Source organism: Mesorhizobium sp. C432A (assembly GCF_030323145.1).
Classification (GTDB): Bacteria; Pseudomonadota; Alphaproteobacteria; order Rhizobiales; family Rhizobiaceae; genus Mesorhizobium.
Window position 1 is genome coordinate 3,990,665 of the sequence record NZ_CP100470.1, and the last position, 20,549, is coordinate 4,011,213.

The 20,549-nt window shown below is 62.6% G+C and carries 21 protein-coding genes and 2 pseudogenes; 16 read left to right on the forward strand and 7 right to left on the reverse strand.

The genetic code is table 11. The features are described 5' to 3' along the window. Positions 1-12: 12 nt before the first annotated feature. From NLY33_RS19330 to NLY33_RS19345, 4 genes are all read left to right on the forward strand, one after another. Positions 13-1,416, forward strand: a complete 1,404-nt coding sequence (locus NLY33_RS19330) for an L-serine ammonia-lyase (protein ID WP_023706221.1) — start codon at positions 13-15, stop codon at positions 1,414-1,416. A gap of 78 nt (positions 1,417-1,494) precedes the next feature. Continuing rightward, the gene (locus NLY33_RS19335) at positions 1,495-1,932 is read left to right on the forward strand and encodes a DUF1489 family protein (RefSeq protein WP_023671006.1); all 438 of its coding nucleotides are present in this window, start codon (positions 1,495-1,497) and stop codon (positions 1,930-1,932) included. 103 nt (positions 1,933-2,035) lie between these two features. Next, positions 2,036-2,767, forward strand: coding sequence for a hypothetical protein (locus tag NLY33_RS19340; protein WP_023706223.1), 732 nt, complete (start codon positions 2,036-2,038; stop codon positions 2,765-2,767). Continuing rightward, entirely contained in the window at positions 2,767-3,465 is a 699-nt protein-coding gene (locus NLY33_RS19345) for a DnaJ domain-containing protein (RefSeq protein ID WP_023700739.1), read from the forward strand. Before NLY33_RS19340 ends, NLY33_RS19345 begins: the two co-directional genes overlap by 1 nt. 46 nt (positions 3,466-3,511) lie before the next feature. Here NLY33_RS19345 and NLY33_RS19350 read toward each other — a convergent pair whose 3' ends face one another. Continuing rightward, positions 3,512-4,906 carry an SPOR domain-containing protein gene (locus NLY33_RS19350; RefSeq protein WP_373420149.1) on the reverse strand — a complete coding sequence of 465 codons (1,395 nt, stop codon included), beginning with the start codon at positions 4,904-4,906 and terminating at the stop codon, positions 3,512-3,514. A gap of 68 nt (positions 4,907-4,974) precedes the next feature. Between NLY33_RS19350 and NLY33_RS19355 the strand changes: the two genes are divergently transcribed. The 4 genes from NLY33_RS19355 (at position 4,975) to clpA (ending at position 8,674) form a co-directional block, all read left to right on the forward strand. Continuing rightward, entirely contained in the window at positions 4,975-5,250 is a 276-nt protein-coding gene (locus tag NLY33_RS19355) for a hypothetical protein (protein ID WP_155927172.1), read from the forward strand. After that, positions 5,247-5,576 (forward strand): phasin family protein, encoded by a 330-nt coding sequence (locus NLY33_RS19360; RefSeq protein ID WP_023671011.1) that lies wholly within the window; start codon positions 5,247-5,249, stop codon positions 5,574-5,576. Before NLY33_RS19355 ends, NLY33_RS19360 begins: the two co-directional genes overlap by 4 nt. A 275-nt stretch (positions 5,577-5,851) precedes the next feature. Continuing rightward, complete coding sequence (gene clpS, locus NLY33_RS19365) at positions 5,852-6,178, forward strand: ATP-dependent Clp protease adapter ClpS (RefSeq protein ID WP_023671012.1); 327 nt, start codon at positions 5,852-5,854, stop codon at positions 6,176-6,178. A gap of 6 nt (positions 6,179-6,184) precedes the next feature. Next, positions 6,185-8,674 carry an ATP-dependent Clp protease ATP-binding subunit ClpA gene (clpA, locus tag NLY33_RS19370; protein ID WP_023671013.1) on the forward strand — a complete coding sequence of 830 codons (2,490 nt, stop codon included), beginning with the start codon at positions 6,185-6,187 and terminating at the stop codon, positions 8,672-8,674. 102 nt (positions 8,675-8,776) lie between these two features. Here clpA and NLY33_RS19375 read toward each other — a convergent pair whose 3' ends face one another. The 5 genes from NLY33_RS19375 to NLY33_RS19395 form a co-directional block, all read right to left on the reverse strand. Beyond that, positions 8,777-9,919, reverse strand: a complete 1,143-nt coding sequence (locus NLY33_RS19375; protein ID WP_245262849.1) for a phosphatase PAP2 family protein — start codon at positions 9,917-9,919, stop codon at positions 8,777-8,779. A gap of 73 nt (positions 9,920-9,992) precedes the next feature. Next, positions 9,993-10,421, reverse strand: coding sequence for an HIT family protein (locus NLY33_RS19380; RefSeq protein WP_023684683.1), 429 nt, complete (start codon positions 10,419-10,421; stop codon positions 9,993-9,995). Positions 10,422-10,517: 96 nt separating this feature from the next. Next, complete coding sequence (locus NLY33_RS19385; RefSeq protein ID WP_023693439.1) at positions 10,518-11,732, reverse strand: GNAT family N-acetyltransferase; 1,215 nt, start codon at positions 11,730-11,732, stop codon at positions 10,518-10,520. A 55-nt stretch (positions 11,733-11,787) separates the two neighbouring features. After that, positions 11,788-12,516, reverse strand: coding sequence for a glycerophosphodiester phosphodiesterase (locus NLY33_RS19390; RefSeq protein WP_023706226.1), 729 nt, complete (start codon positions 12,514-12,516; stop codon positions 11,788-11,790). Between the two features lie 14 nt (positions 12,517-12,530). Then, a complete protein-coding gene (locus tag NLY33_RS19395) occupies positions 12,531-12,995 on the reverse strand; it encodes a RidA family protein (protein WP_023693441.1) in 465 nt (154 codons plus the stop codon). Positions 12,996-13,133: 138 nt separating this feature from the next. On the opposite strand from NLY33_RS19395, the gene NLY33_RS19400 reads away from it, so the two are divergent. The 5 genes and pseudogenes from NLY33_RS19400 (at position 13,134) to tsf (ending at position 16,889) form a co-directional block, all read left to right on the forward strand. Then, positions 13,134-13,964, forward strand: a complete 831-nt coding sequence (locus NLY33_RS19400) for a cell envelope integrity EipB family protein (protein WP_023706227.1) — start codon at positions 13,134-13,136, stop codon at positions 13,962-13,964. A gap of 44 nt (positions 13,965-14,008) precedes the next feature. Next, entirely contained in the window at positions 14,009-14,287 is a 279-nt protein-coding gene (locus NLY33_RS19405) for a DUF4031 domain-containing protein (RefSeq protein WP_023671020.1), read from the forward strand. Between the two features lie 65 nt (positions 14,288-14,352). Continuing rightward, a pseudogene (locus NLY33_RS19410) lies at positions 14,353-14,894 on the forward strand (LysE family translocator). A 177-nt stretch (positions 14,895-15,071) separates the two neighbouring features. Next, complete coding sequence (rpsB, locus tag NLY33_RS19415) at positions 15,072-15,860, forward strand: 30S ribosomal protein S2 (protein WP_023671022.1); 789 nt, start codon at positions 15,072-15,074, stop codon at positions 15,858-15,860. A 108-nt stretch (positions 15,861-15,968) separates the two neighbouring features. After that, positions 15,969-16,889, forward strand: coding sequence for a translation elongation factor Ts (gene tsf, locus NLY33_RS19420; RefSeq protein WP_023706229.1), 921 nt, complete (start codon positions 15,969-15,971; stop codon positions 16,887-16,889). A gap of 33 nt (positions 16,890-16,922) precedes the next feature. Here the strand turns inward: tsf and NLY33_RS19425 are convergent, their stop codons facing one another. Further along, positions 16,923-17,849 (reverse strand): LysR substrate-binding domain-containing protein, encoded by a 927-nt coding sequence (locus tag NLY33_RS19425; protein WP_023706230.1) that lies wholly within the window; start codon positions 17,847-17,849, stop codon positions 16,923-16,925. A gap of 98 nt (positions 17,850-17,947) precedes the next feature. Between NLY33_RS19425 and NLY33_RS29680 the strand changes: the two are divergent. The 3 genes and pseudogenes from NLY33_RS29680 (at position 17,948) to pyrH (ending at position 20,492) form a co-directional block, all read left to right on the forward strand. Beyond that, a pseudogene (locus NLY33_RS29680) lies at positions 17,948-18,475 on the forward strand (nuclear transport factor 2 family protein). A gap of 34 nt (positions 18,476-18,509) precedes the next feature. Next, a complete protein-coding gene (locus tag NLY33_RS19440; protein WP_023706231.1) occupies positions 18,510-19,619 on the forward strand; it encodes an aldo/keto reductase in 1,110 nt (369 codons plus the stop codon). 150 nt (positions 19,620-19,769) lie between these two features. Next, positions 19,770-20,492: a UMP kinase gene (gene pyrH / locus NLY33_RS19445; RefSeq protein ID WP_023671026.1), complete on the forward strand. Its 723-nt coding sequence runs from the start codon at positions 19,770-19,772 to the stop codon at positions 20,490-20,492. Positions 20,493-20,549 lie beyond the last annotated feature (57 nt).

The following is a 20,549-nucleotide window of genomic DNA, read 5'->3' on the forward strand; positions in this document are numbered from 1 at the left end:
AGACGGCGCACCGTGTTTCTTTCGGTTTTCGACTTGTTCAAGATCGGCATCGGACCGTCGAGTTCGCACACGATGGGACCGATGACGGCGGCGTGGCGGTTTCTCGACGAGATCGCCGGAGATGACTGGCCGCGCCCGGCCGGCGCGAAAGTTGATCGTCTGGGCGCCAGCCTGCACGGTTCGCTCGCCTATACCGGTATCGGCCATGGCTCGGATCGCGCCGTTGTCCTCGGCCTTGCCGGCCTGACACCGAAGACGGTCGATCCCGATCAGGCCGAGGGCATCGCCACGCGCATCGCCGCCGAGAAGCGGATATCGCCACACGGCCATCCCTCCTATCGCTTCGACCCGGCGACGGATCTGGTGCTCGACCGCAAGACGCCGCTCGCCGGCCACGCCAACGGCATGACCTTCTACGCTTACGATGCCGGCGACCGGCTGCTGCTCAAGCGCATCTATTATTCCATCGGCGGCGGCTTCGTGGTGTCCGAGGAAGAGCTGCAGCGGATGAAGGTGAAGGGCTCGGTGACCACAGAAGGCAAGAAGGTGCCCTATCCCTTCAAGAACGCCGTCGAGATGCTGAAGATGGCAGGCAAAAGCGGCCTGTCTATCGCCGACATGAAGCGCATCAATGAAGAGACGCATATGTCGCGCGAGGAGCTCGACAGCGGCCTCGATGCGATCTGGGGCGCCATGAAGGGCTGCATCGACCGCGGCCTGTCGCAGGACGGCATCATGCCGGGCGGGCTGAAAGTGCGCCGTCGTGCCCGCATGCTGCACGACAAGCTGCAGGAGCAATGGCAGCAGAACAAGCCCAACCCTTTGCTGGCCAATGACTGGCTGTCGATCTACGCCATGGCGGTGAACGAAGAGAACGCCGCCGGTGGACGCGTCGTCACCGCGCCGACCAATGGCGCGGCCGGCACATTGCCGGCGGTGCTGCGTTACTGGCTGCATTTCCACCCCGAGGCCGACCAGCCGAGCATCCGCGACTTCCTGCTCACGGCCGCCGCCGTCGGCGGCATCATCAAGACCAATGCCTCGATCTCCGGCGCCGAAGTCGGCTGCCAGGGCGAGGTCGGCTCGGCCTCGGCGATGGCTGCCGCGGGTCTCTGCGCCGTCATGGGCGGCACGCCCGAGCAGGTCGAGAACGCCGCCGAAATCGCGCTCGAACATCATCTCGGCATGACTTGCGATCCGGTCGGCGGTCTGGTCCAGGTGCCTTGCATCGAGCGCAACGCGCTCGGCGCCGTCAAGGCGGTCACCGCCGCCTCTCTGGCGATCAAGGGCGACGGCGTCCATTTCGTGCCGCTCGACGCCGCAATCGAAACAATGCGCCAGACGGGCCTCGACATGAACGAGAAGTACAAGGAAACCAGCCTTGGTGGGCTCGCCGTCAATGTCGTGGAATGCTGACCGCGCAACGCCACTGGCACTGTGGAGAAGTCGGGCAGGGCCGTTGACGCAATCGCGCGCCGGACTAAACCTTAAGCGATGGCACTCAATCTCCTAAAACTGTGCGTCGGTTGCGACAGCGTCGAGGACCTCGAAGAATGGATCGCCTTCCGCCTCGATGAGCGCCGCCGCGCCGGCGAACCCGCCGAGCACTGGCACACAACCCGCATGGTGCCGACGCGCGGCGCCGAGGTCACCGATGGCGGTTCGCTTTATTGGGTGATCAAGGGCAGCGTGCAATGCCGCCAGCTGATCACTGATATCAGGCCCTTCACCGACGACGAAGGCATCGGCCGTTGCCGCCTGATGCTCGACCTCGACGTCGTGCGCACCGACTGGCAGCCGCGCCGCGCCTTCCAGGGCTGGCGTTATCTCAAACCTTCGGATGCGCCCGCCGATATCGGCAAGGGCAAGGCCGGAATGGTCGAGATGCCGCCGAAACTGAAGCGCGAGCTCGCCGATCTGGGCTTGCTGTAGAGCCAAGGGCGCGGCCGCTTCTCCCAGAGCGTCGAGCGCTGGCCCTTCATCTTGTCCAAGGCTGGACTTGCAAGGGGGCCGACAACGCCACATCTTGCTTCCTATGAGCGACAAGAAGCAGCGCGTGCCCGCCAGGGCCGATCCTGCGCCGGTCAAGCCTCAATCCAATGCCGGCGAGATCGACGCCTTTATCCGTCAGGCCCGGACGCTTGCCGCGTCCGCGACCGGCTCCGGGCGGCTGATCCTTGCGCTCGACGCCACGATGAGCCGCCAGCCGACCTGGGATCTCGCCACCAAGCTGCAGGGCGAAATGTTCGACGCCGTCGGCAAGGCCGGAACTCTCAGCGTCCAACTGGCCTATTTTCGCGGGTTGGGCGAGTGCCGCTCGTCGGCTTTTGTCGCCGACACCAATGCCCTGAAGCAGCTGATGACGCGGATCGACTGCCGTGCCGGCCACACCCAGATCGGCAAGGTGCTGGCGCATGCGCTGAAGGAAACGGCGGCGGCCAAGGTCAATGCTCTGGTCTATATCGGCGACGCCATGGAAGAGGATATCGACGACCTGGCGCAGAAGGCCGGCAGCCTCGGTCTGCACGGCGTTCCCGTCTTCGTCTTCCAGGAAGGCCATGATCCCGGCGCAGAAAAGGCGTTCAAGGAGATTGCGCGGCTGTCCAAAGGGGCTTGGTTCCGATTTGATCGGCGGGCTGCCGCGACCTTGGCCGGGCTGCTTTCGGCGGTTGCCGTCTATGCGACGGGTGGATTGAAGGCGCTCGAGGCAAGGGACAGGCCGGGAGATCGGCTGCTGATCGAGCATCTCAGGGGCGGCAGGAATTGATGGGCGCTATCATTGCACTTGTTGCACTGTTTCTGGTGCTGCTCGGCGCGGCGACGATCTTTGTCCGTGCCGATGCGCAAAAACTGGCAAGCGGCATGCGCACGCTCGGGCCGGTGCTTCTGGCGCTGGTTGGCCTTGCCGTGCTGGTGGTCGGGCGCGAAGGCATTGCCGGCCTCATTCTGGCCGCGGCCCTTGCCTGGTACGGTTCGATGCGGATGAAGCGGCCGTCGGTCGGGCCGGCGCCCGGCAAGCGCTCGACGGTGCGGACCGCCGCACTGGAAATGGAGCTTGATCACGATACGGGCGGGCTTGAAGGCCTGGTTCTGGCCGGCCGCCATGAAGGCAAGATGCTGGGCGCGATGGGCCTGGCCGAGCTGCAGCAGCTTTACCGCGAACTCCCCGGCGACCCGGAGAGCCGCCAGCTCCTAGAGACGTATCTTGACGGCCGTTTTCCCGTCTGGCGCAAAGACGCTGAGGCGAACGGTGGCGAAGGGCTGGGTGTTGCGCCAGGTGCGGGCGCCATGACTAAGGAGGAGGCCTACAAGATCCTTGGTCTTGAAGCGGGGGCCGCCGCGGCGGATGTCCGCAAGGCGCACCGCCGCCTGATGCAGCGCCTGCACCCCGACATCGGCGGCACGTCTTTCCTGGCGGCGCGGATCAACGAAGCCAAGGACGTCTTGCTCTCCAATCACAACTAGTCTCCTTCGACGCAGTAAATTTCCGGGAGATGGTTCCGACGCCGCCCTACTGTTGGACTGCGTAGCAGGCGATTTTCTTTTTCTTCAGGGCATTGCAGGCATTCCAGGCCGCGTCCTTCGAGCGGAAGCCGCCGAACCGGGCGCGGTAATAGGTCTCGCCATCCTTTTCGAAGGCGACGGTGAAACCGGAAGCAGCCCCAAGAACTTTGGGCGCCAGCTTGGCGGTCTTGTCGAGGAAAGCCTGGGCTTCGGACTGCTTGGGCGACGACGCCACCTGCACCGCCCAACCAGCCGGCACCGAGGCCGTGTTGACCGGGTCGACCGCCTGTGGGGATACAGGCGTGGGTTCGGCATAGGCAGCCACAATCTGCGCAGTTTCGACCTTCGGCGCCGTCACGATGACGGTCTTGACCTTCCTGGTCTTGACGACGGGGGCGGGCTCTTCGACCGCGGCCACCGTCTGTTCGTCGGCAGACTGGCCTTCAGCAGACTGCTCGTCAGCGGATGTCGGATCGTCATTGGACGCTACGGCATCGTCTTCAACGATCGGCTTGCCATCCGGCGTCGGCGCGTCATGCTTGGGCAGGAAGACCTTGGCCAGCGCCTTGACCGGATTGTCGCCGCCGGCCTTGGCGACCAGGGCGCCGCCGCCGCGGGTCGATGCGCGCGGCATGTAGGCGTTGATCAGGCCGGCCATCTGGTTGTCGCGGCTGCGCCCCGAAGTGCCGCCCATGACGACGGCGACGAGGCGGCGGTTGCCATCCGAAACCGACGAGACGAGGTTGAAGCCGGAGGCGCGGGTATAGCCGGTCTTGATGCCGTCGACGCCCTTGATGCGGCCGAGCAGACGGTTGTGGCCATTGATGCGCTGGCGGCCGTAAAGGAAGGAGCGCTGCGAGAAATAGCCGTAATACTGCGGATAATGTTCCCTGAGCGCTATGCCGAGCATCGCCATGTCGTGGGCGGTTGTGAACTGGCCGGGATCGGGCAGGCCGTTGGCATTGCGAAACACGGTGCCGTCCATGCCGAGCGCGCGCGCCTTCGCGGTCATCATGCGGGCGAAATTGCTTTCGCTGCCGCCGAGCAGTTCGCCGAGCGCGGTCGCCGAATCATTGGCCGACTTGGTCACCATCGACAGGATGGCGGTTTCGACCGAAACCGCTCCGCCCGCCTTGACGCCGAGCTTGGTCGGCGGTTCGGCCGCCGCTTTGGCCGAGAACGGCACGGGCGTGTTCCTGCTGATCCGGCCCTTCGCCATGGCCTCGAAGGTCAGATAGAGCGTCATCATCTTGGTCAGCGACGCCGGGTAGCGCCGGCCGTTGGCATCGGACGAATAAAGCACCTTGCCGGTCTTGGCGTCGACGACGATCGCCGAAGACCTGGCGGCCATCGAGGACGCGGCATCCGCAACGACAAATGACATCGCCAAAGCGAGGATCATGATCGTTTTGAGGGAAGATGCGGATTTTGAACCGAAGACCGACAACGCCTGACGCACTGATAGTTCCTTTGAAACTCATTGCCATGGAGGCGGCAAAGGGATCCGACCTCACTTGTCGTCAAACTATCGCGGCCAGCGTTACCAATCCGTTTATGGTAACCGGCGCGTTCACCATTTTCCTCGGGCTTGAGCCTTTCTTTATTCGAATTTTAGCTGTTGCCGGCGCAGCGCGGCCTGATGCCGCTGAAATCTTGACTTTTGTGCAGCGCACAATATATTCTCGTGCATTGCACAACCGCGCTCAGGCAAGGGCGCTTCAAAACGCCAAGGGAAACGTCAAATGACCCAGACCTACGAGGACTTCTCGAAATACGGCAAGGAGTTTGCCGATACCGGATTGAAGAGCTTCACCTCGCTCTCTAAGGGCGCGCAGGCGATCGCCACTGAAGCTGGCGAATACACCAAGAAGAGCTTCGAAGCCGGCAGCGCCGCGGTCGAAAAGCTGTTCTCCGCCAAGTCGCTGGAAAAGGCGGTCGAGATCCAGTCCGACTTCGCCAAGCAGAGCTATGAGAGCTTCGTTGCCGAGGCGACCAAGTTCGGCGATCTCTATGCCGATCTCGCCAAGGAGGCTTACAAGCCCTTCGAGTCGATTGTCGCCAAGGCGAAGTAATTTCGCTCGAGAATACCAGGCACGGCCTTTCGGGCTTGCAAAACAGACCCGGTCGCGGATGCGCGGCCGGGTTTTTTCATGCCGGTTCAATTCCGGGGCTTCGGCGGTTCACGATTTTGAAAATCGCCTCGGTTTCCCCACCTAGCCATATTGTCAGCTAACAAGAAGGGCTTAAAATCGTCCATCGAACACCTACATATCGAACTCGCATGGGGATTCGAAAGAGGCAGGACTACGTGACTTCAGGTTTGACTGCCACGACAAGCGTGGTGCGGATGCAAAGTGACGGCGACGGCAATGAGGCCGGTCGCGGCACAGCCGTCATTACGCGCACGAAGACCAAGACCAAGAAGCCCAGCCTTTACAGGGTCCTCATCCTCAACGACGACTACACGCCCATGGAGTTCGTGGTTCACGTCCTGGAGCGTTTTTTTCAAAAGGACCGCGAAGCCGCCACACGCATCATGCTTCATGTTCACAATCATGGGGTGGGAGAGTGCGGGGTCTATACATTCGAGGTGGCCGAGACCAAAGTGTCTCAGGTCATGGATTTCGCCCGACAGAATCAGCATCCGCTGCAATGCGTGATGGAGAAGAAGTGAGGTAACATGCCGGCTTTCTCCCAAGGCCTGGAAAAGGCGCTTCACCAGGCGCTGACGCTCGCCAATGAGCGGCACCATGAATATGCAACCCTAGAACATCTGCTGCTCGCCCTCATCGACGACACGGAGGCGGCCGCCGTCATGCGCGCCTGCAACGTCGATCTCGACGAGCTGAAGCACACCGTTCTGACCTATATCGACACCGAGCTCGATAATCTCGTCACCGGCTACGATGAGGATTCCAAGCCGACCGCCGGCTTCCAGCGCGTCATCCAGCGCGCGGTGATCCATGTGCAGTCGTCGGGCCGCGAGGAAGTATCCGGCGCCAACGTGCTCGTCGCCATCTTTGCCGAGCGCGAGAGCCATGCCGCTTATTTCCTGCAGGAACAGCAGATGACCCGCTACGACGCGGTCAACTACATCTCGCACGGCATCGCCAAGCGCCCCGGCGCATCGGAGACGCGCTCGCCGCGCGGCGCCGATGACGAGCAGGGCGGCCAGAACGGCGCCGAGCCGCAGGAGGAAGGCGGCAAGAAGAAGCAGCAGCAGGATGCGCTGACGGCTTATTGCGTCAACCTCAACAACAAGGCCAAGGCCGGCAAGATCGATCCGCTGATCGGCCGCGAGAGCGAAATCAACCGCACCATCCAGGTGCTGTGCCGCCGCTCCAAGAACAACCCGCTCTATGTCGGCGATCCCGGCGTCGGCAAGACGGCGATTGCCGAAGGTCTGGCCAAGCGCATCGTCGAAGGCGACGTGCCCGAAGTGCTGCAGGACGCCACCATTTTCGCGCTCGACATGGGCACGCTTCTGGCCGGCACCCGCTACCGTGGCGATTTCGAAGAGCGGCTGAAGCAGGTTGTCAAGGAGCTAGAGGATTATCCCGGCGCCGTGCTGTTCATCGACGAGATCCACACCGTCATCGGCGCCGGTGCGACGTCCGGCGGCGCGATGGATGCGTCGAACCTGTTGAAGCCGGCGCTGTCTTCGGGTGCCATCCGCTGCATCGGCTCGACCACTTACAAGGAGTTCCGCCAGTTCTTCGAGAAGGACCGCGCTCTGGTGCGGCGCTTCCAGAAGATCGACGTCAACGAGCCGACCATCGAGGACGCCATCGAGATCATGAAGGGCCTCAAGCCCTATTATGAGGAATTCCACAAGGTGAAGTTCACCAACGAGGCGATCAAGGCTTCGGTGGAACTGTCGGCCCGCTACATCAACGACCGCAAGCTGCCGGACAAGGCGATCGACGTGATCGACGAGACGGGCGCCTCGCAGATGCTGGTGCCGGAAGCCAAGCGCAAAAAGACGATCGGCATCAAGGAGATCGAAGCCACGATCGCCACGATGGCCCGCATCCCGCCGAAGACGGTTTCGGCAGACGACGAGAAGGTGCTGCAAGGCCTCGACATCGAGCTGAAGCGCGTCGTCTATGGCCAGGACACCGCCATCACCGCGCTGACCTCGGCGATCAAGCTGGCACGTGCCGGCCTGCGCGAACCGGAAAAGCCGATCGGCTCCTACCTGTTCTCAGGCCCGACCGGCGTCGGCAAGACCGAAGTCGCCAAGCAGTTGGCTGCCTCGCTCGGCGTCGAGCTGATCCGCTTCGACATGTCGGAATATATGGAACGCCACACCGTCTCGCGGTTGATCGGCGCGCCTCCCGGCTATGTCGGCTTCGACCAGGGCGGTCTGCTTACCGACGGGGTCGACCAGCATCCGCACTGCGTGCTCTTGCTGGATGAAGTCGAGAAGGCGCATCCGGACCTGTTCAACATCCTGTTGCAGGTCATGGACCACGGCAAGCTGACCGACCATAACGGCAAGCAGATCGACTTCCGCAATGTCATCCTTATCATGACCACCAATGCGGGCGCATCCGATGCGCAGCGCGCGGCGATCGGTTTCGGATCGACCAAGCGCGAAGGCGACGATGTCGAGGCCATCAACCGGTTGTTCACGCCGGAGTTCCGCAACCGTCTCGATGCGATCATCCCGTTCGGTTCGCTGCCGGTGCCGGTCATCCATCAGGTGGTGCAGAAGTTCGTCATGCAGCTCGAGGCCCAGCTCTCCGAGCGGGGCGTCACCTTCGACCTGTCGTCCGACGCGATCGCCTGGCTGGCCGACAAGGGCTATGATGAGCGCATGGGTGCGCGGCCGCTCGGCCGGGTCATCCAGGAGCACATCAAGAAGCCGTTGGCCGACGAGGTGCTGTTCGGCAAGCTCAAGAAGGGCGGCACGGTGCGCGTCACCGTCGAGAAGAAGGAAACCGGCGAAACCGGCCTGAAGCTCGAATCACTGGCCGACGAAGCCCCGGTGCAGCCGAAGCAGGAGCCGGAAGAGGCGCCGAAAGCCCGCAAGGCGGTGGCCAAGAAGCCCGTCGCCAAGAAGGCGGTGGCGCAGAAGCCTCAGCCCAAGGGCAAGGACGAGCCTGAGCCGAAGGGCAAGGACGGCGGCAAGCGCAGCCTGGTGCCGCAACTGCCGCGCAAGAGCTAAAAAGTTCGCCTATGAAAAAAGGGCCCGGTGACGGGCCCTTTTTCATTGGCTGGCCGGTTTGCCGACACAGCGCCCCTGCTTTTCAGGTCAGATGTTGTTAGGTCAGGCGGCGACGCCCTCGGGTGCAAACTTGCCCAGGAAGTACCCGCACGCCTTCCAGATGGCGATCGAAATCAGAACGCTCGCATAGCCATCCACGGCATAATGCCAGCCAAGGACGACCGAGCCGACCATGATGATTGCGGCGAATGCCCACATCAAAAGGCCGGCCAACCATGAGCGGCGTGTTGCATAAAGCGCGAAAAGCACCGCCATCGCTACATGCATGGACGGGAAGGCGGATATGCCGAGACTGCCTGGCGTCGCCCCGATATAGCCGCTCCACACAATGTCCTGCGTGCTGAGCGCCCAGATCGGATAGATGCGATCGGCGGCGGCGAGTGCTTGCATCAGGGAATGATAGTCGCTGCCCAGCCCCAGTCGCTCGTAAAAGCACGGCCCTGCCGAAGACAGGCCCATCGCCAGGAAAAAACCCGCCAGTATCCACACGAGCATGAAGCTCATCAGGAACTGGTGACGCAGCTTCGTGTCCCTGCGCGTGATGCAAGCGATGAAGACCGAGGCGATAAGGACGACGAACCAGGAATTGTAAGCCAGGTTGAACGATCTTACGGCGAGCGGCGACTGGACGATAAACCATAGCCATTCATGGGGCGCTCGGCCGAAATGCAGCACCCGGTCGGCCTGAGCCAATGCGTGATCCCATGCGAATGGCGAAAGGATCGCGACCGCGCCTTTCAACACACCGAAAGCGGATATGAGCGCAATGCACGCGGCCAGACCATTCAGGCTGTTGGCGTTGCGCTCGGCGTCGCCGAAGACGCCGCCGATCGATCGCAGGAAAGTGCCGAGCGGCTCAGGATCCCGCTTGATGAGTGCAAGGTGAAAAAAGCTGCCGAGTGCGAAGGCGCAGCCACCGATCCAGAAAGCGAAAAGAAGGTATTGGGAATAGTCTTCCAGCACGCCGAAATCCGGCATGTTTCCGGTGCGCAGGCCGACCGCGGCTGCCAAAAGCAGGGCAGCGATGGCCATCGCGTGCAGCAGGCGGTGTCGCCGGTACGCGTCCGCCAAGGTGCGCAGAAAGGCCCGCCCGGCAGCTGCTTTTACCAACGGCTCTGATGTCGCAACCGAATGTTCCACGATTTTGAAAACCCAAACGCATCCCGGTACGGAGCACGTTATCACGGCGTGGTTTGATATTTTCCTAACCGACGTGGTGGATTGTGGCTGAGCGCATCTCCCTGAGGCGCGCGCCACCTCAACCGTTCAGCGCTGCTCGGATCTTCGCCGCGTTCTCCGTCAGCACTTCGGGCTTCTCCATCTGCCCCGTATGCGGCTTGAGCGCGATGCCTTCGAACCGCGGGATGACATGGACATGTAGGTGGTAGACGGTCTGGCCGGACGCCGGTTCGTTGAACTGCAGGATGGTGACCCCGTCAGCGCCGAAAGCCTTTTTGACCGCCAGCGCGACCGTTTGGACCGTGGTGAACAGCCGGCCGAGCGTCGCGGGATCGGCATCGAGCAGATTGCGCGACGGTGCTTTGGGCACCACCAGCGTGTGACCGGGGCCTTGCGGCATCACATCCATGAAGGCGACCACGGCATCATCCTCGTAGATGCGGTGCGAGGGGATTTCGCCGCGCAGGATCTTTGCGAAGATATTGCTGGGGTCGTAGGCCTCGGTCATGGCGGCGCTCCGGGAGTATGCTCCCGGTGTAGCGAAGCTGTCCCGGACCGGCAAGATGGTCAGGTAAGATGGTCAGGCGAGGGCAGGGGCGGATCGCTATTCCTCAAGATCCTTGCGGAACGGCGTATGCTCTTCCAGGATTTCGCCCATCCGCTCGACCTCGCGGCGTTCCCGCCGGAGATAGTCGGCCACAGCATTGCGCAGGCCGGGATGTGCGATGTAGTGCGCCGAATGCATGGTCACGGGACGATAGCCGCGCGCCAGCTTGTGCTCACCCTGCGCGCCGGCCTCGACCACCTTCAGCTTACGCTCGATGGCGAAGTCGATGGCCTGATGGTAGCAAACTTCGAAATGCAGGAACGGGTGGTCCTCGATGCAGCCCCAATTGCGGCCGTAGAGCGCATCGGAGCCGATGAAGTTGATGGCGCCGGCGACATAGCGGCCATTGCGCTTGGCCATTACCAACAGGATATCCTGGGACATGCGCTCGCCGATCAGCGAGAAGAACTTGCGGTTGAGATAGGGCCGGCCCCATTTGCGGCTGCCGGTATCCATATAGAAGGCGAAGAAATCGTCCCAGGCCCTTTCGGTCAGGTCCTTGCCGGTCAGCCGGTCGATCGAGATATCGTTGGCGAGCGCCTCGCGCCGCTCCTTCTTCATCGCCTTGCGCTTGCGCGATGCCAGCGTGGCGAGGAAATCGTCATAGGTCGAAAAGCCTTCGTTGAAGAAGTGGAACTGCTGGTCGGTGCGGTGCAGGAAGCCGGCTGCTTCCAGCGTTGCAACGTCGCTTTCACTGGCGAAGGTGACATGCGCGGACGACACGCCGAGCTTTTCCGTCACCGCCTTTAGGCCCGCTGCGAGACCGGCCTTCACAATGGCGCTGTCCTCGCCCTTGCTGACCAGCAGGCGAGGGCCGGTGACCGGAGAGAACGGCACGGCGCATTGCAGTTTCGGATAGTAGTTGCCGCCGGCGCGTTCGAACGCATCGGACCAGCCGTGGTCGAAGACATATTCGCCCTGGCTGTGCGATTTGAGATAGCAGGGCACGGCGCCCAGCAATCTGCCTTGGGCATTTTCCAGTCTGAGATGATGACCTTGCCAGCCGGTACGCCGCACGGCGCAGCCGGAATCTTCAAGCGCGCTCAGAAAAGCATATGAAACGAGAGGGTTATAGCCATTTTCTGTGTCGCTGCGGGTTGTGCCGGTAAAGCCGTTCCACTCGTCGCAGGTGAAGGCATTGATGCCGGCGGCAACGCGGATGGAAAACTCCGCATTCGCCGTTTGCCCGTCACCTTCATCACCCTGATCCATGGGGCTTATTTAAGCTCTGTCGGGGCCGCTACAAGTCACGTTTCAGGCACTTCCATCAGGCGACATTGACCAGATCGGGTTCGAACCCTTCGAACGTCATCTGGTCGGCGTATTTGAAGGTGAGATCCACCGCCGGCTGGTCATGCACCGTCCAGGTGATGACAGGCATTTTAAGCCTTTCGCGCACGAAGCTGACGAACGGGTTCGGCAGATCGCCCGCGGCATAGGAGGTGAAGGCGAGGTCATGCGCCAGCATGGCGAAATGCGCCTCGATCAACTGGTTGTCCTGGCCATAGGCCGTGAGCCCGCCCGGAATTCCTGGCGCATCCCTGGGGAAATCGCGGACCAGCCAGTGGTCGAACGACATGATCGCCGCCTTGCCCTTGTAGCGCTCCAGCATCTTGCCGACGCTCGCCACCAGGCCCTCGTCGTAGCCGGGCACACCCTTCAATTCGACCACCAAAGGCACGCGGCCGTCGACCAGGTCGAGCACCTCCTGAAGTGTCGGCACATGGTCCTTGGTGCCGCCGATCCTGAGCGCCGCCAGTTCCGCTGCCGTGCGCTGCCAGACGAAGCCGTCCTGGCCGGTCAACCGACTGAGATCGCCGTCATGAATGATGACGGGGACGCGGTCGGACGACAAATGCACGTCGCATTCGATCGCATAGCCGCGCTCGGCGGCAGCAGCGAAGGCCGACAGCGTGTTTTCCCAGCGCGTCTTGTTCATGTCGTGAAAGCCGCGATGCGCCACCGGGCGGGCGGTCAGCCAGGAAAGGTCGGTCATTGTCTTGGTCCTGCTCATGCGACCTCGAAGACGGCTTCGATTTCCACTGCGGCATTAAGCGGCAGACAGGCGGTGCCGACGGCGGAGCGGGCATGCTTGCCGCGCTCGCCAAGGGCCGCGACCAGGAAATCGGAGGCGCCATTGGCGACCAGATGCTGCTCGACGAAATCCGGCACTGATGCAACAAAGACGGTGATCTTGACCAGCCGCTGGATTTTTTCGAGATCGCCAAGTGCTGCTTTTGCCTGCGCCAAGATGTTGATTGCACAGTACTTTGCGCCTTCCTTGCCGGTTGCCGTGTCGACGTCGCGGCCGAGCAGGCCGCTTGCCTGCAGCTTGCCGTCCTTGAGCGGCAACTGCCCGGCGGTGAACAAAAGATTGCCGGACCTGCAATAGGGCACATAGTTCGCGGCGGGCGCTGCGGCGGCAGGTATCGTCACGCCGAGATCGCTTAGCCGCTTTTCGATTGTTTCACTCATCGTATTTCCCTATTGCTTGGAGACGCCGCGCTGGCCGGGCCGAAATTGCTATTTTTGCCTCGCTTCCGCCACGACTTTTTTTAAGCTGGACCATCCTTACCTGCGGCCTGCCATCAGCTGCGACGATCGGAGCCCTTTATGCGCGCAACGCGCCTTGCCTTCCACGCCGTTCTCGTTCCGGTGCTGTTCTCGATGGCTCCAGCCTTTGCCGTGCCGGCGCTGCAGGCGCATCGCGCCGTCTACGATCTTACCCTCGACAAGGCGTCGGACCGCTCGGGCATCACCGGCATTTCCGGCCGCATGGTCTATGAGTTCAACGGCTCGCCCTGCGAGGGCTATACGGCAAAATTCCGTTTCGTCACCCAGATCGCCACCGGCGACAACACCAGGCTGACCGACCAGCAGACGACCACGTTCGAGGACGCTGAAGGCAAGACCTTCTCGTTCGTGACCAAATCCTTCGTCGACCAGAACCTAGACAAGGAGGTCAAGGGCACCGCCACGAAAGAGACCAAGGGCCTCAAGGTCGACATCGACAAGCCCGAGAAGAACAGCCTGGAACTCGCCGCTACTCAGTTCCCGACCCAGCATCTGGTCGAACTGATCGGCAAGGCCGAGAAGGGCGAGAATTTCTACGAAACCAGCCTGTTCGACGGTTCGGAGGATGCCAACAAGGTGATGACCACCACCGTCATCGTCGGCAAGAAGGCCGAGGGCGACAAGGCCGACCCCGAAGCGCCGGCGCTGGCCAAGCTTGCAGGCGACAAATACTGGCCGGTCGACATCGCCTATTTCGACGAGACCGACAAATCGGGCGAAGAGGTGCCGGAATACCGCATCAGCTTCAAGCTGCACGAGAACGGCATCACCCGCGACCTCACAATGGACTATGGCGAGTTCTCGATGACCGGAAAGCTGGTCAACCTGTCGCTGTTCGATCAGACCAAGCCTTGCCCGGTCTCGAAATAGCAACAATGCGGCGCTGGCCACGGCAGGCTTGATGGCAGTTCCCGATGGCGGTCTATGTCGATGCGGCGATCTGGAAATGGGCCGGCCATCGCTGGTGCCACCTGATGGCCGACGATACGGACGAACTGCATCGTTTCGCCGCCGAGCTTGGCGTCAAGCGTTCGTCCTACCAGGGGCCGCCCAGGACATCGGCGCCGCACTATGACATAACCGGCTTCGAGCGCGACCGGGCGGTGCGGCTCGGCGCCATCGAATGCAGCCGCGAGGAGATCGTTGCGATCTTCAGGCGCGTACGGGTACCCAACGGAAAGGGCCGATCGTGACCCTAACGGCATTCCTGGCTTATTGCCTTGCCATCACACTTGCCGCCGCCACGCCGGGACCGGCGATGTTCACGGTGATCACCAACGGCGTGGCACGCGGCTTCCTGCGTGCGTTCGTCGCCGGAATGGGCATTGCCGCCGGCGATGCCGTGCTGGTCACCCTGGCACTGCTCGGGCTGGTGGCGCTGGCCCAGACCTTCGAATGGGTGTTTCTCCTGTTGAATACGCCGGTGCGGCCTACCTGATTTTCCTCGGCATCAAGATGTGGCGGGCCGCGGCCGCGCAATCGGCCGCGCAAGGAATCCCCCAAACCGGATTGTCGCGGTCGTTCCTGCTTGGCGCCTCCGTGGCGCTCGGCAACCCGAAGGCGATCCTGTTCCACGCCTCGATCATGCCGCTGATCCTCAACCTCGACACCATGACGTTTGCCGACGGCCTGCTGGTGGTGGCAGTCGTCGTCGGCGCCAATATTCTCACCATTGGCATCTACGCCGCGCTGGCGGGCAGGGCATCCGGCTGGCTCAGGACGCCCGAACGCATGCGGCTGATTAACCGGTTCGCCGGCAGCGCCATGATCGGCACCGGAGCGCTGATTGCCGCACGCTGAGCGATGAAGCACCTCACCGCTTGCGTTTGCAGCGCTTCCCCTCTATATGCGCGCTCATTCCACACACGGACTTTGGTGTCTGCCCGGGAGAAATCCGGCTGAAACCTCCGGTGGCGTTCGAGGACAAAGTCCAAAAATGCCTGTGTCCGTGGAGGCTAACCGGAAAAGGAACTAAGAATGGCACTGCCTGATTTCAGCATGCGCCAGCTTTTGGAAGCTGGCATTCACTTCGGCCACCAGACCCACCGCTGGAACCCGAAGATGGCGCCTTACATCTACGGCGCCCGCAACAACATCCACATCATCGACCTGTCGCAGACGGTGCCTTTGCTGCACCAGGCTCTGAAGCAGGTTTCCGACACCGTTGCCAAGGGCGGCCGCGTGCTGTTCGTCGGCACCAAGCGCCAAGCGTCCGACATCGTCGCCGACGCCGCACAGCGTTCGGCCCAATACTATGTCAACTCGCGTTGGCTCGGCGGCATGCTGACCAACTGGAAGACGATCTCGAATTCGATCCAGCGCCTGCGCAAGCTCGACGAGATGCTGGCCGGCGAAGCCCAGGGCCTGACCAAGAAGGAACGCCTGAACCTCGACCGCGAGCGCGAGAAGCTCGACAAGGCGCTCGGCGGTATCAAGGACATGGGCTCGACGCCCGACCTGATGTTCGTCATCGACACCAACAAGGAAGCGATCGCCATTCTCGAGGCCAAGCGCCTCGGCATTCCGGTCGTTGCCATCATCGATTCGAACTGCGATCCGGACAAGATCGACTTCCCGATCCCCGGTAATGACGACGCGGCGCGCGCCATCCAGCTCTATTGCGACCTGATCGCCAAGGCTGCCATCGACGGCATCGCCCGCCAGCAGGGCGCGCTCGGCGTCGACATCGGCGCCTCGGTCGAAGCTCCGGTCGAACCGGCGCTTGATCCGGCTCCGGCCCCGGCTGCGGACGCTCCGGAAGCTTGACAATCGAAGGCCGGTTGCGGCCTTCATCATTCTCATATTTGGCACGCTAGACGGACGCATCACCGAGTACCGGTGGTGCGTCGGTGCATTTAAAACAAAGAGGCGACAATGAGCATTTCGGCTGCACAGGTCAAAGAACTCCGCGACTTGACCGGCGCGGGCATGATGGACTGCAAGGCGGCGTTGACCGAGACCAACGGCAACATCGAAGAGGCCGTCGACTGGCTGCGCAAGAAGGGCATTTCCAAGGCCGACAAGAAGGCTGGCCGTACTGCCGCCGAAGGCCTGATCGGCGTCGACTCCGGCGTCCGCGAGGCCGCCATCGTCGAGGTTAACTCCGAGACCGATTTCGTGGCCCGCAACGAGCAGTTCCAGGAGATCGTTCGCAATGTCGCCAAGGTCGCGCTTGCTTATGGCACGACGGAGGCTGTCTCTGCCGCAAAGTATCCGGGTTCGGACAAGTCGGTCACTGACACCATCAAGGACGCCGTTGGCACCATTGGCGAGAACATGAGCTTCCGCCGTTCGGCCAAGCTCACCGTCCCGCACGGTGCTGTCGCAACCTACGTCCACAATGCGGTTGCCGATGGTCTTGGCAAGCTCGGCGTTCTGGTCGCGATCGAGACGACGGGCAATGAGCATGCCGCCAACGCCTTTGGCCGCCATGTCGCCATGCATGTCGCCGCCACCAACCCGCTGGCGTTGACCGCCGAGCAGATCGATCCGGCAGCGGTCGAGCGCGAGAAGGCGATCTTCGCCGACCAGGCGCGCCAGTCCGGCAAGCCGGAAGCGATCATCGAAAAGATGGTCGAAGGCCGCCTGCGCAAGTTCTACGAGGAAGTCGTGCTCCTCAAGCAGGCCTTCGTGCTCAATCCCGACATCACTGTCGAGCAGGCGCTGAAGGATGCCGAGAAGGACATCGGCGCTCCGGCCAAGATCTCCGCCTATCTGCGCTTTGCGCTGGGCGAAGGCATCGAAAAGGAAGAGACCGATTTCGCGGCGGAAGTCGCGGCGGCGGTGAAGAAGTAGTTTTAAAAATAGCCCCGAAAAGGGCTTCTCAGCTCAGGCAACTCGGCCGGGTGTCCGCAAGGATGCTCGGCCGATTTCTTGTGCGGTGTCGATGAAGGCCCTGAGCTTTGGCGCCATCGACGCCCTGCGCGGGAAGTAGAGGAAGAGGCCGGGCTCCTCGATCGCCGTTTGCGGCAGGATCTGAACGAGGCGGCCGGCGGCCAATTCCGCGCGCACCAGCGGCTCGAACACATAGATCAGCCCGACGCCGGCAAGCGCAAGGTCGATCGCGGCCAGCGAATCGGTAACGATGACCGTACCCTTCGTCTCGGCCACGACATCCTTGCCGTCCTCGGTCAGGTCCCAGCGATAGAGTGCGCCGGAGCGCACAAGCCGGTAGCCGACGCAATTGTGGTCCGAAAGATCCGTCACACCGCGCGGACGGCCATGCCGGCCGACATAGGCGGGGGAGGCGACGATCACGGCGTTGAATGGCGGCGTCAGCCGGACCGTGACCATGTCCTGTGCGATCATCTCGCCCAGCCGGATGCCGGCATCAAAACCCTCGCCGACAATGTCCACCAGCCCCTGGTCGATGAGCAATTCGATGGTCACATCAGGATAGCGTTCAGCCATCGCGGCGACCACGGGAGTGACGGCAAGTGGAACGGCGATGTTGGGAACGTTCAACCTGAGCAAGCCGGAGGGCCGGCCCTTGATGGCTCGGATGCGGTCCATCCGGTCGGCGATATCCTGGAGAGCAGGGGCTGCCGTCTCCACCAGCGCCTTGCCGGCTTCCGTCAGCGAGACGCTGCGCGTGGTGCGCGCAAACAGCGGCTGGCCGATCCGCTCCTCCACGAGGCGCACCGCATGGCTGACGGCGGATGGGGACATGCCCAGTTCGGCCGCGGCAAGCGCAAAGCCGCCGCGTCGGGCAACGGCGACGATGACAGGCAAATGACTGAGCAGATCCCGGTCCATTCATGCATGATATCGCATAGTCCTTGCAAACACTCAATCTTCTCGATGCCGACAGGCTGACCCATATTGCCATCACCGATGCACAAAGGAGAAGAGAGATGGATGCCTTGAAACACGCTACCTTCGCCGCAGGCCTTGCCCTAGCGCCGGTCGATGCCGGCGGCGCCGAGCCGTCCGGTTGGCGCGCGCTCGCCGACGAACGCGCCGTCATCCGCATCGCCGATGCCATCGACCGTGCCGTCGATGCGCAGGACTGGAAGCTTGCCCGCTCCTATTTCGCCGACCGTGTCACCGTCGACTTCAGCAGCCTGTCAGGATAGCCTGCCGCCACCATCCCCTCCGACAATCTGATCGGTACCTGGGCCGGCAACCTCAGGGGCAGCAAGACCAGCCTGCATCTGCGCACCAATCACCAGGTGATCTTTGAGGCGGACGCGGCGACCGTCTCTTCGAACGGCTATGCCTGGAACCGGATGGAAGGCAATGGCGACCCGCTGTGGGAAGTCTGGGGCACCTACGAGCACCATCTGGTTCGCTCCGGGACCGGCTGGAAAGTCGACGGCTTCGGTTTCCGCGCCACGCATGAGCGCGGCAATCCCTGGGTCAAGATGACGCCTGGCCAGTGAGCCGGCGTCAAGAAATCAGGATAGGAAAAACACCATGACCATGAGCTATTACACACTGGGCAACAGCGGCCTGCGCGTCAGCCGGCTGGCACTGGGCACCATGACCTTTGGCACCGAATGGGGCTGGGGCGCGGACAGGGAAACCGCGCGCGCCATGGCCGACGCCTATGTCGAGGCCGGCGGCAATTTCTTCGACACCGCCGACCTCTACACCGGCGGCACAGCCGAAACCTGGCTCGGCGAATTCATCGCCGAGCGAGGCTTGCGCGACAGAGCGGTGATCGCCACGAAATTCACCTTCAACGCGGAGCCCGGCAATCCGAACGCCGGTGGCAATGGCCGCAAGAACATCTTGCGCGCCGTGGACGCCTCGCTGAAGCGGTTGGGCACTGACTATATCGACCTCTACCTCCTCCATGTCTGGGACGGGCTGACGCCGGCCGAGGAGGTCATGCGCACGATGGATGATCTCGTGCGTGCGGGCAAAATTCGCCATGTCGGCCTGTCCGATGTGCCGGCCTGGTATGCTGCCCGCGCGCAGACGATCGCCGAGTGGCGCGGCTACGAGCCGGTGTCGGCCTTGCAGCTTGAATATTCGCTGGCGGAGCGTTCGACCGAAAATGAGTTCGTGCCCTTCGGCACCCGCCATGGCGCAGGAATCATGGTGTGGAGCCCGCTGGCCAGCGGGCTGCTCAGCGGCAAGTACCGGCCGACGCAGGAAGGCCATGCCGGCCGGCTCGACGGCTTTCGCAACACCACTCATCCAGGGTTCCAGAAGTTCACCGAGCGCAACTGGGCGATCGTGGCGGAGCTCGAAAAAGTTGCGGCCGAACTCGGACGCAGCATGGCGCAGGTCGCGCTCAACTGGGTGGCAACGCAACCGGGCATCGCCACCGTGATTCTTGGCGCCACCAAGCTGGCGCAGTTGCAGGACAATCTAGCGGCGTTGGATTTCACTTTACCCGCCGAGCTTCGCGCGCGGCTGGATACGGTCAGCAGGACACCGCCGCCATTCCCGTACGCCTATTTCGGTTCCGACATACAAGCCCGGGTTACCGGCGGCGCCGTGACCGGCGACAAGCCGTTGGGTTATGCGCCGCCGCTGCTGGTCGAGGGCGACGCCGTCAGCATCACCAGCAACTGACGGGCCGCGACGGGAAGGCGGAATTGGGCGAGGGGCGCCGCGTGACATCGCGGCGCCCTTCGTGTATCGGAACTCGGCATCGCGCCAGCGGCGGCGCCCGCGCGAGGGCGGCCTGCCCAGGCTGCCACACGCAACAATGACGAGGTCCAGATGACGGCAAAGCCCCTCTATCGACGTGTCCTGCTGAAAGCGTCGGGCGAAGCGTTGATGGGCGAGCAGCATTTCGGCATCGATGTCTCGGTGGTCGACCGAATCGCCGCCGACATCGCCGAAGCCCGCGCACTTGGCATCGAGGTCGGCGTCGTCATTGGCGGCGGCAATATCTTTCGCGGCGTGGCGGTGGCATCCAAGGGCGGCGACCGCGTTACCGGCGACCACATGGGCATGCTGGCCACCGTCATCAACTCGCTGGCGCTGCGCACCTCGCTGAACAAGATCGGCGTCGACGCCGTCGTGCTGTCGGCCATAGCCATGCCCGAACTTTGCGAGAGTTTTTCCCAGCGCCAGGCCACCGCCTATATGAACCAGGGCAAGGTCGTCATTTTCGCCGGCGGCACCGGCAATCCGTTCTTCACCACCGATTCGGCCGCGGCCTTGCGCGCCGCCGAGATCGGCGCCGACGCGCTGTTCAAGGGCACCCAGGTCGACGGCGTCTATTCGGCCGATCCCAAGAAGGATCCGAATGCGACCCGCTTCGAGCGCATCAGCCATGCCGAAGTCATCAACAAGGGCCTTTCGATCATGGATACCGCCGCAATTGCACTTGCGCGCGAAAACAACATCCCGATAATCGTCTATTCGATCCACGAAAAAGGTGGTTTCGGCGATATTCTGCGGGGCGGCGGCCGTTGCACGATCGTCGCCGACGAATAATCCGGAGTATACTCTCCTAAAAAGGGATCAGTTTTCGAAAGAGGGTCCGGATATAGG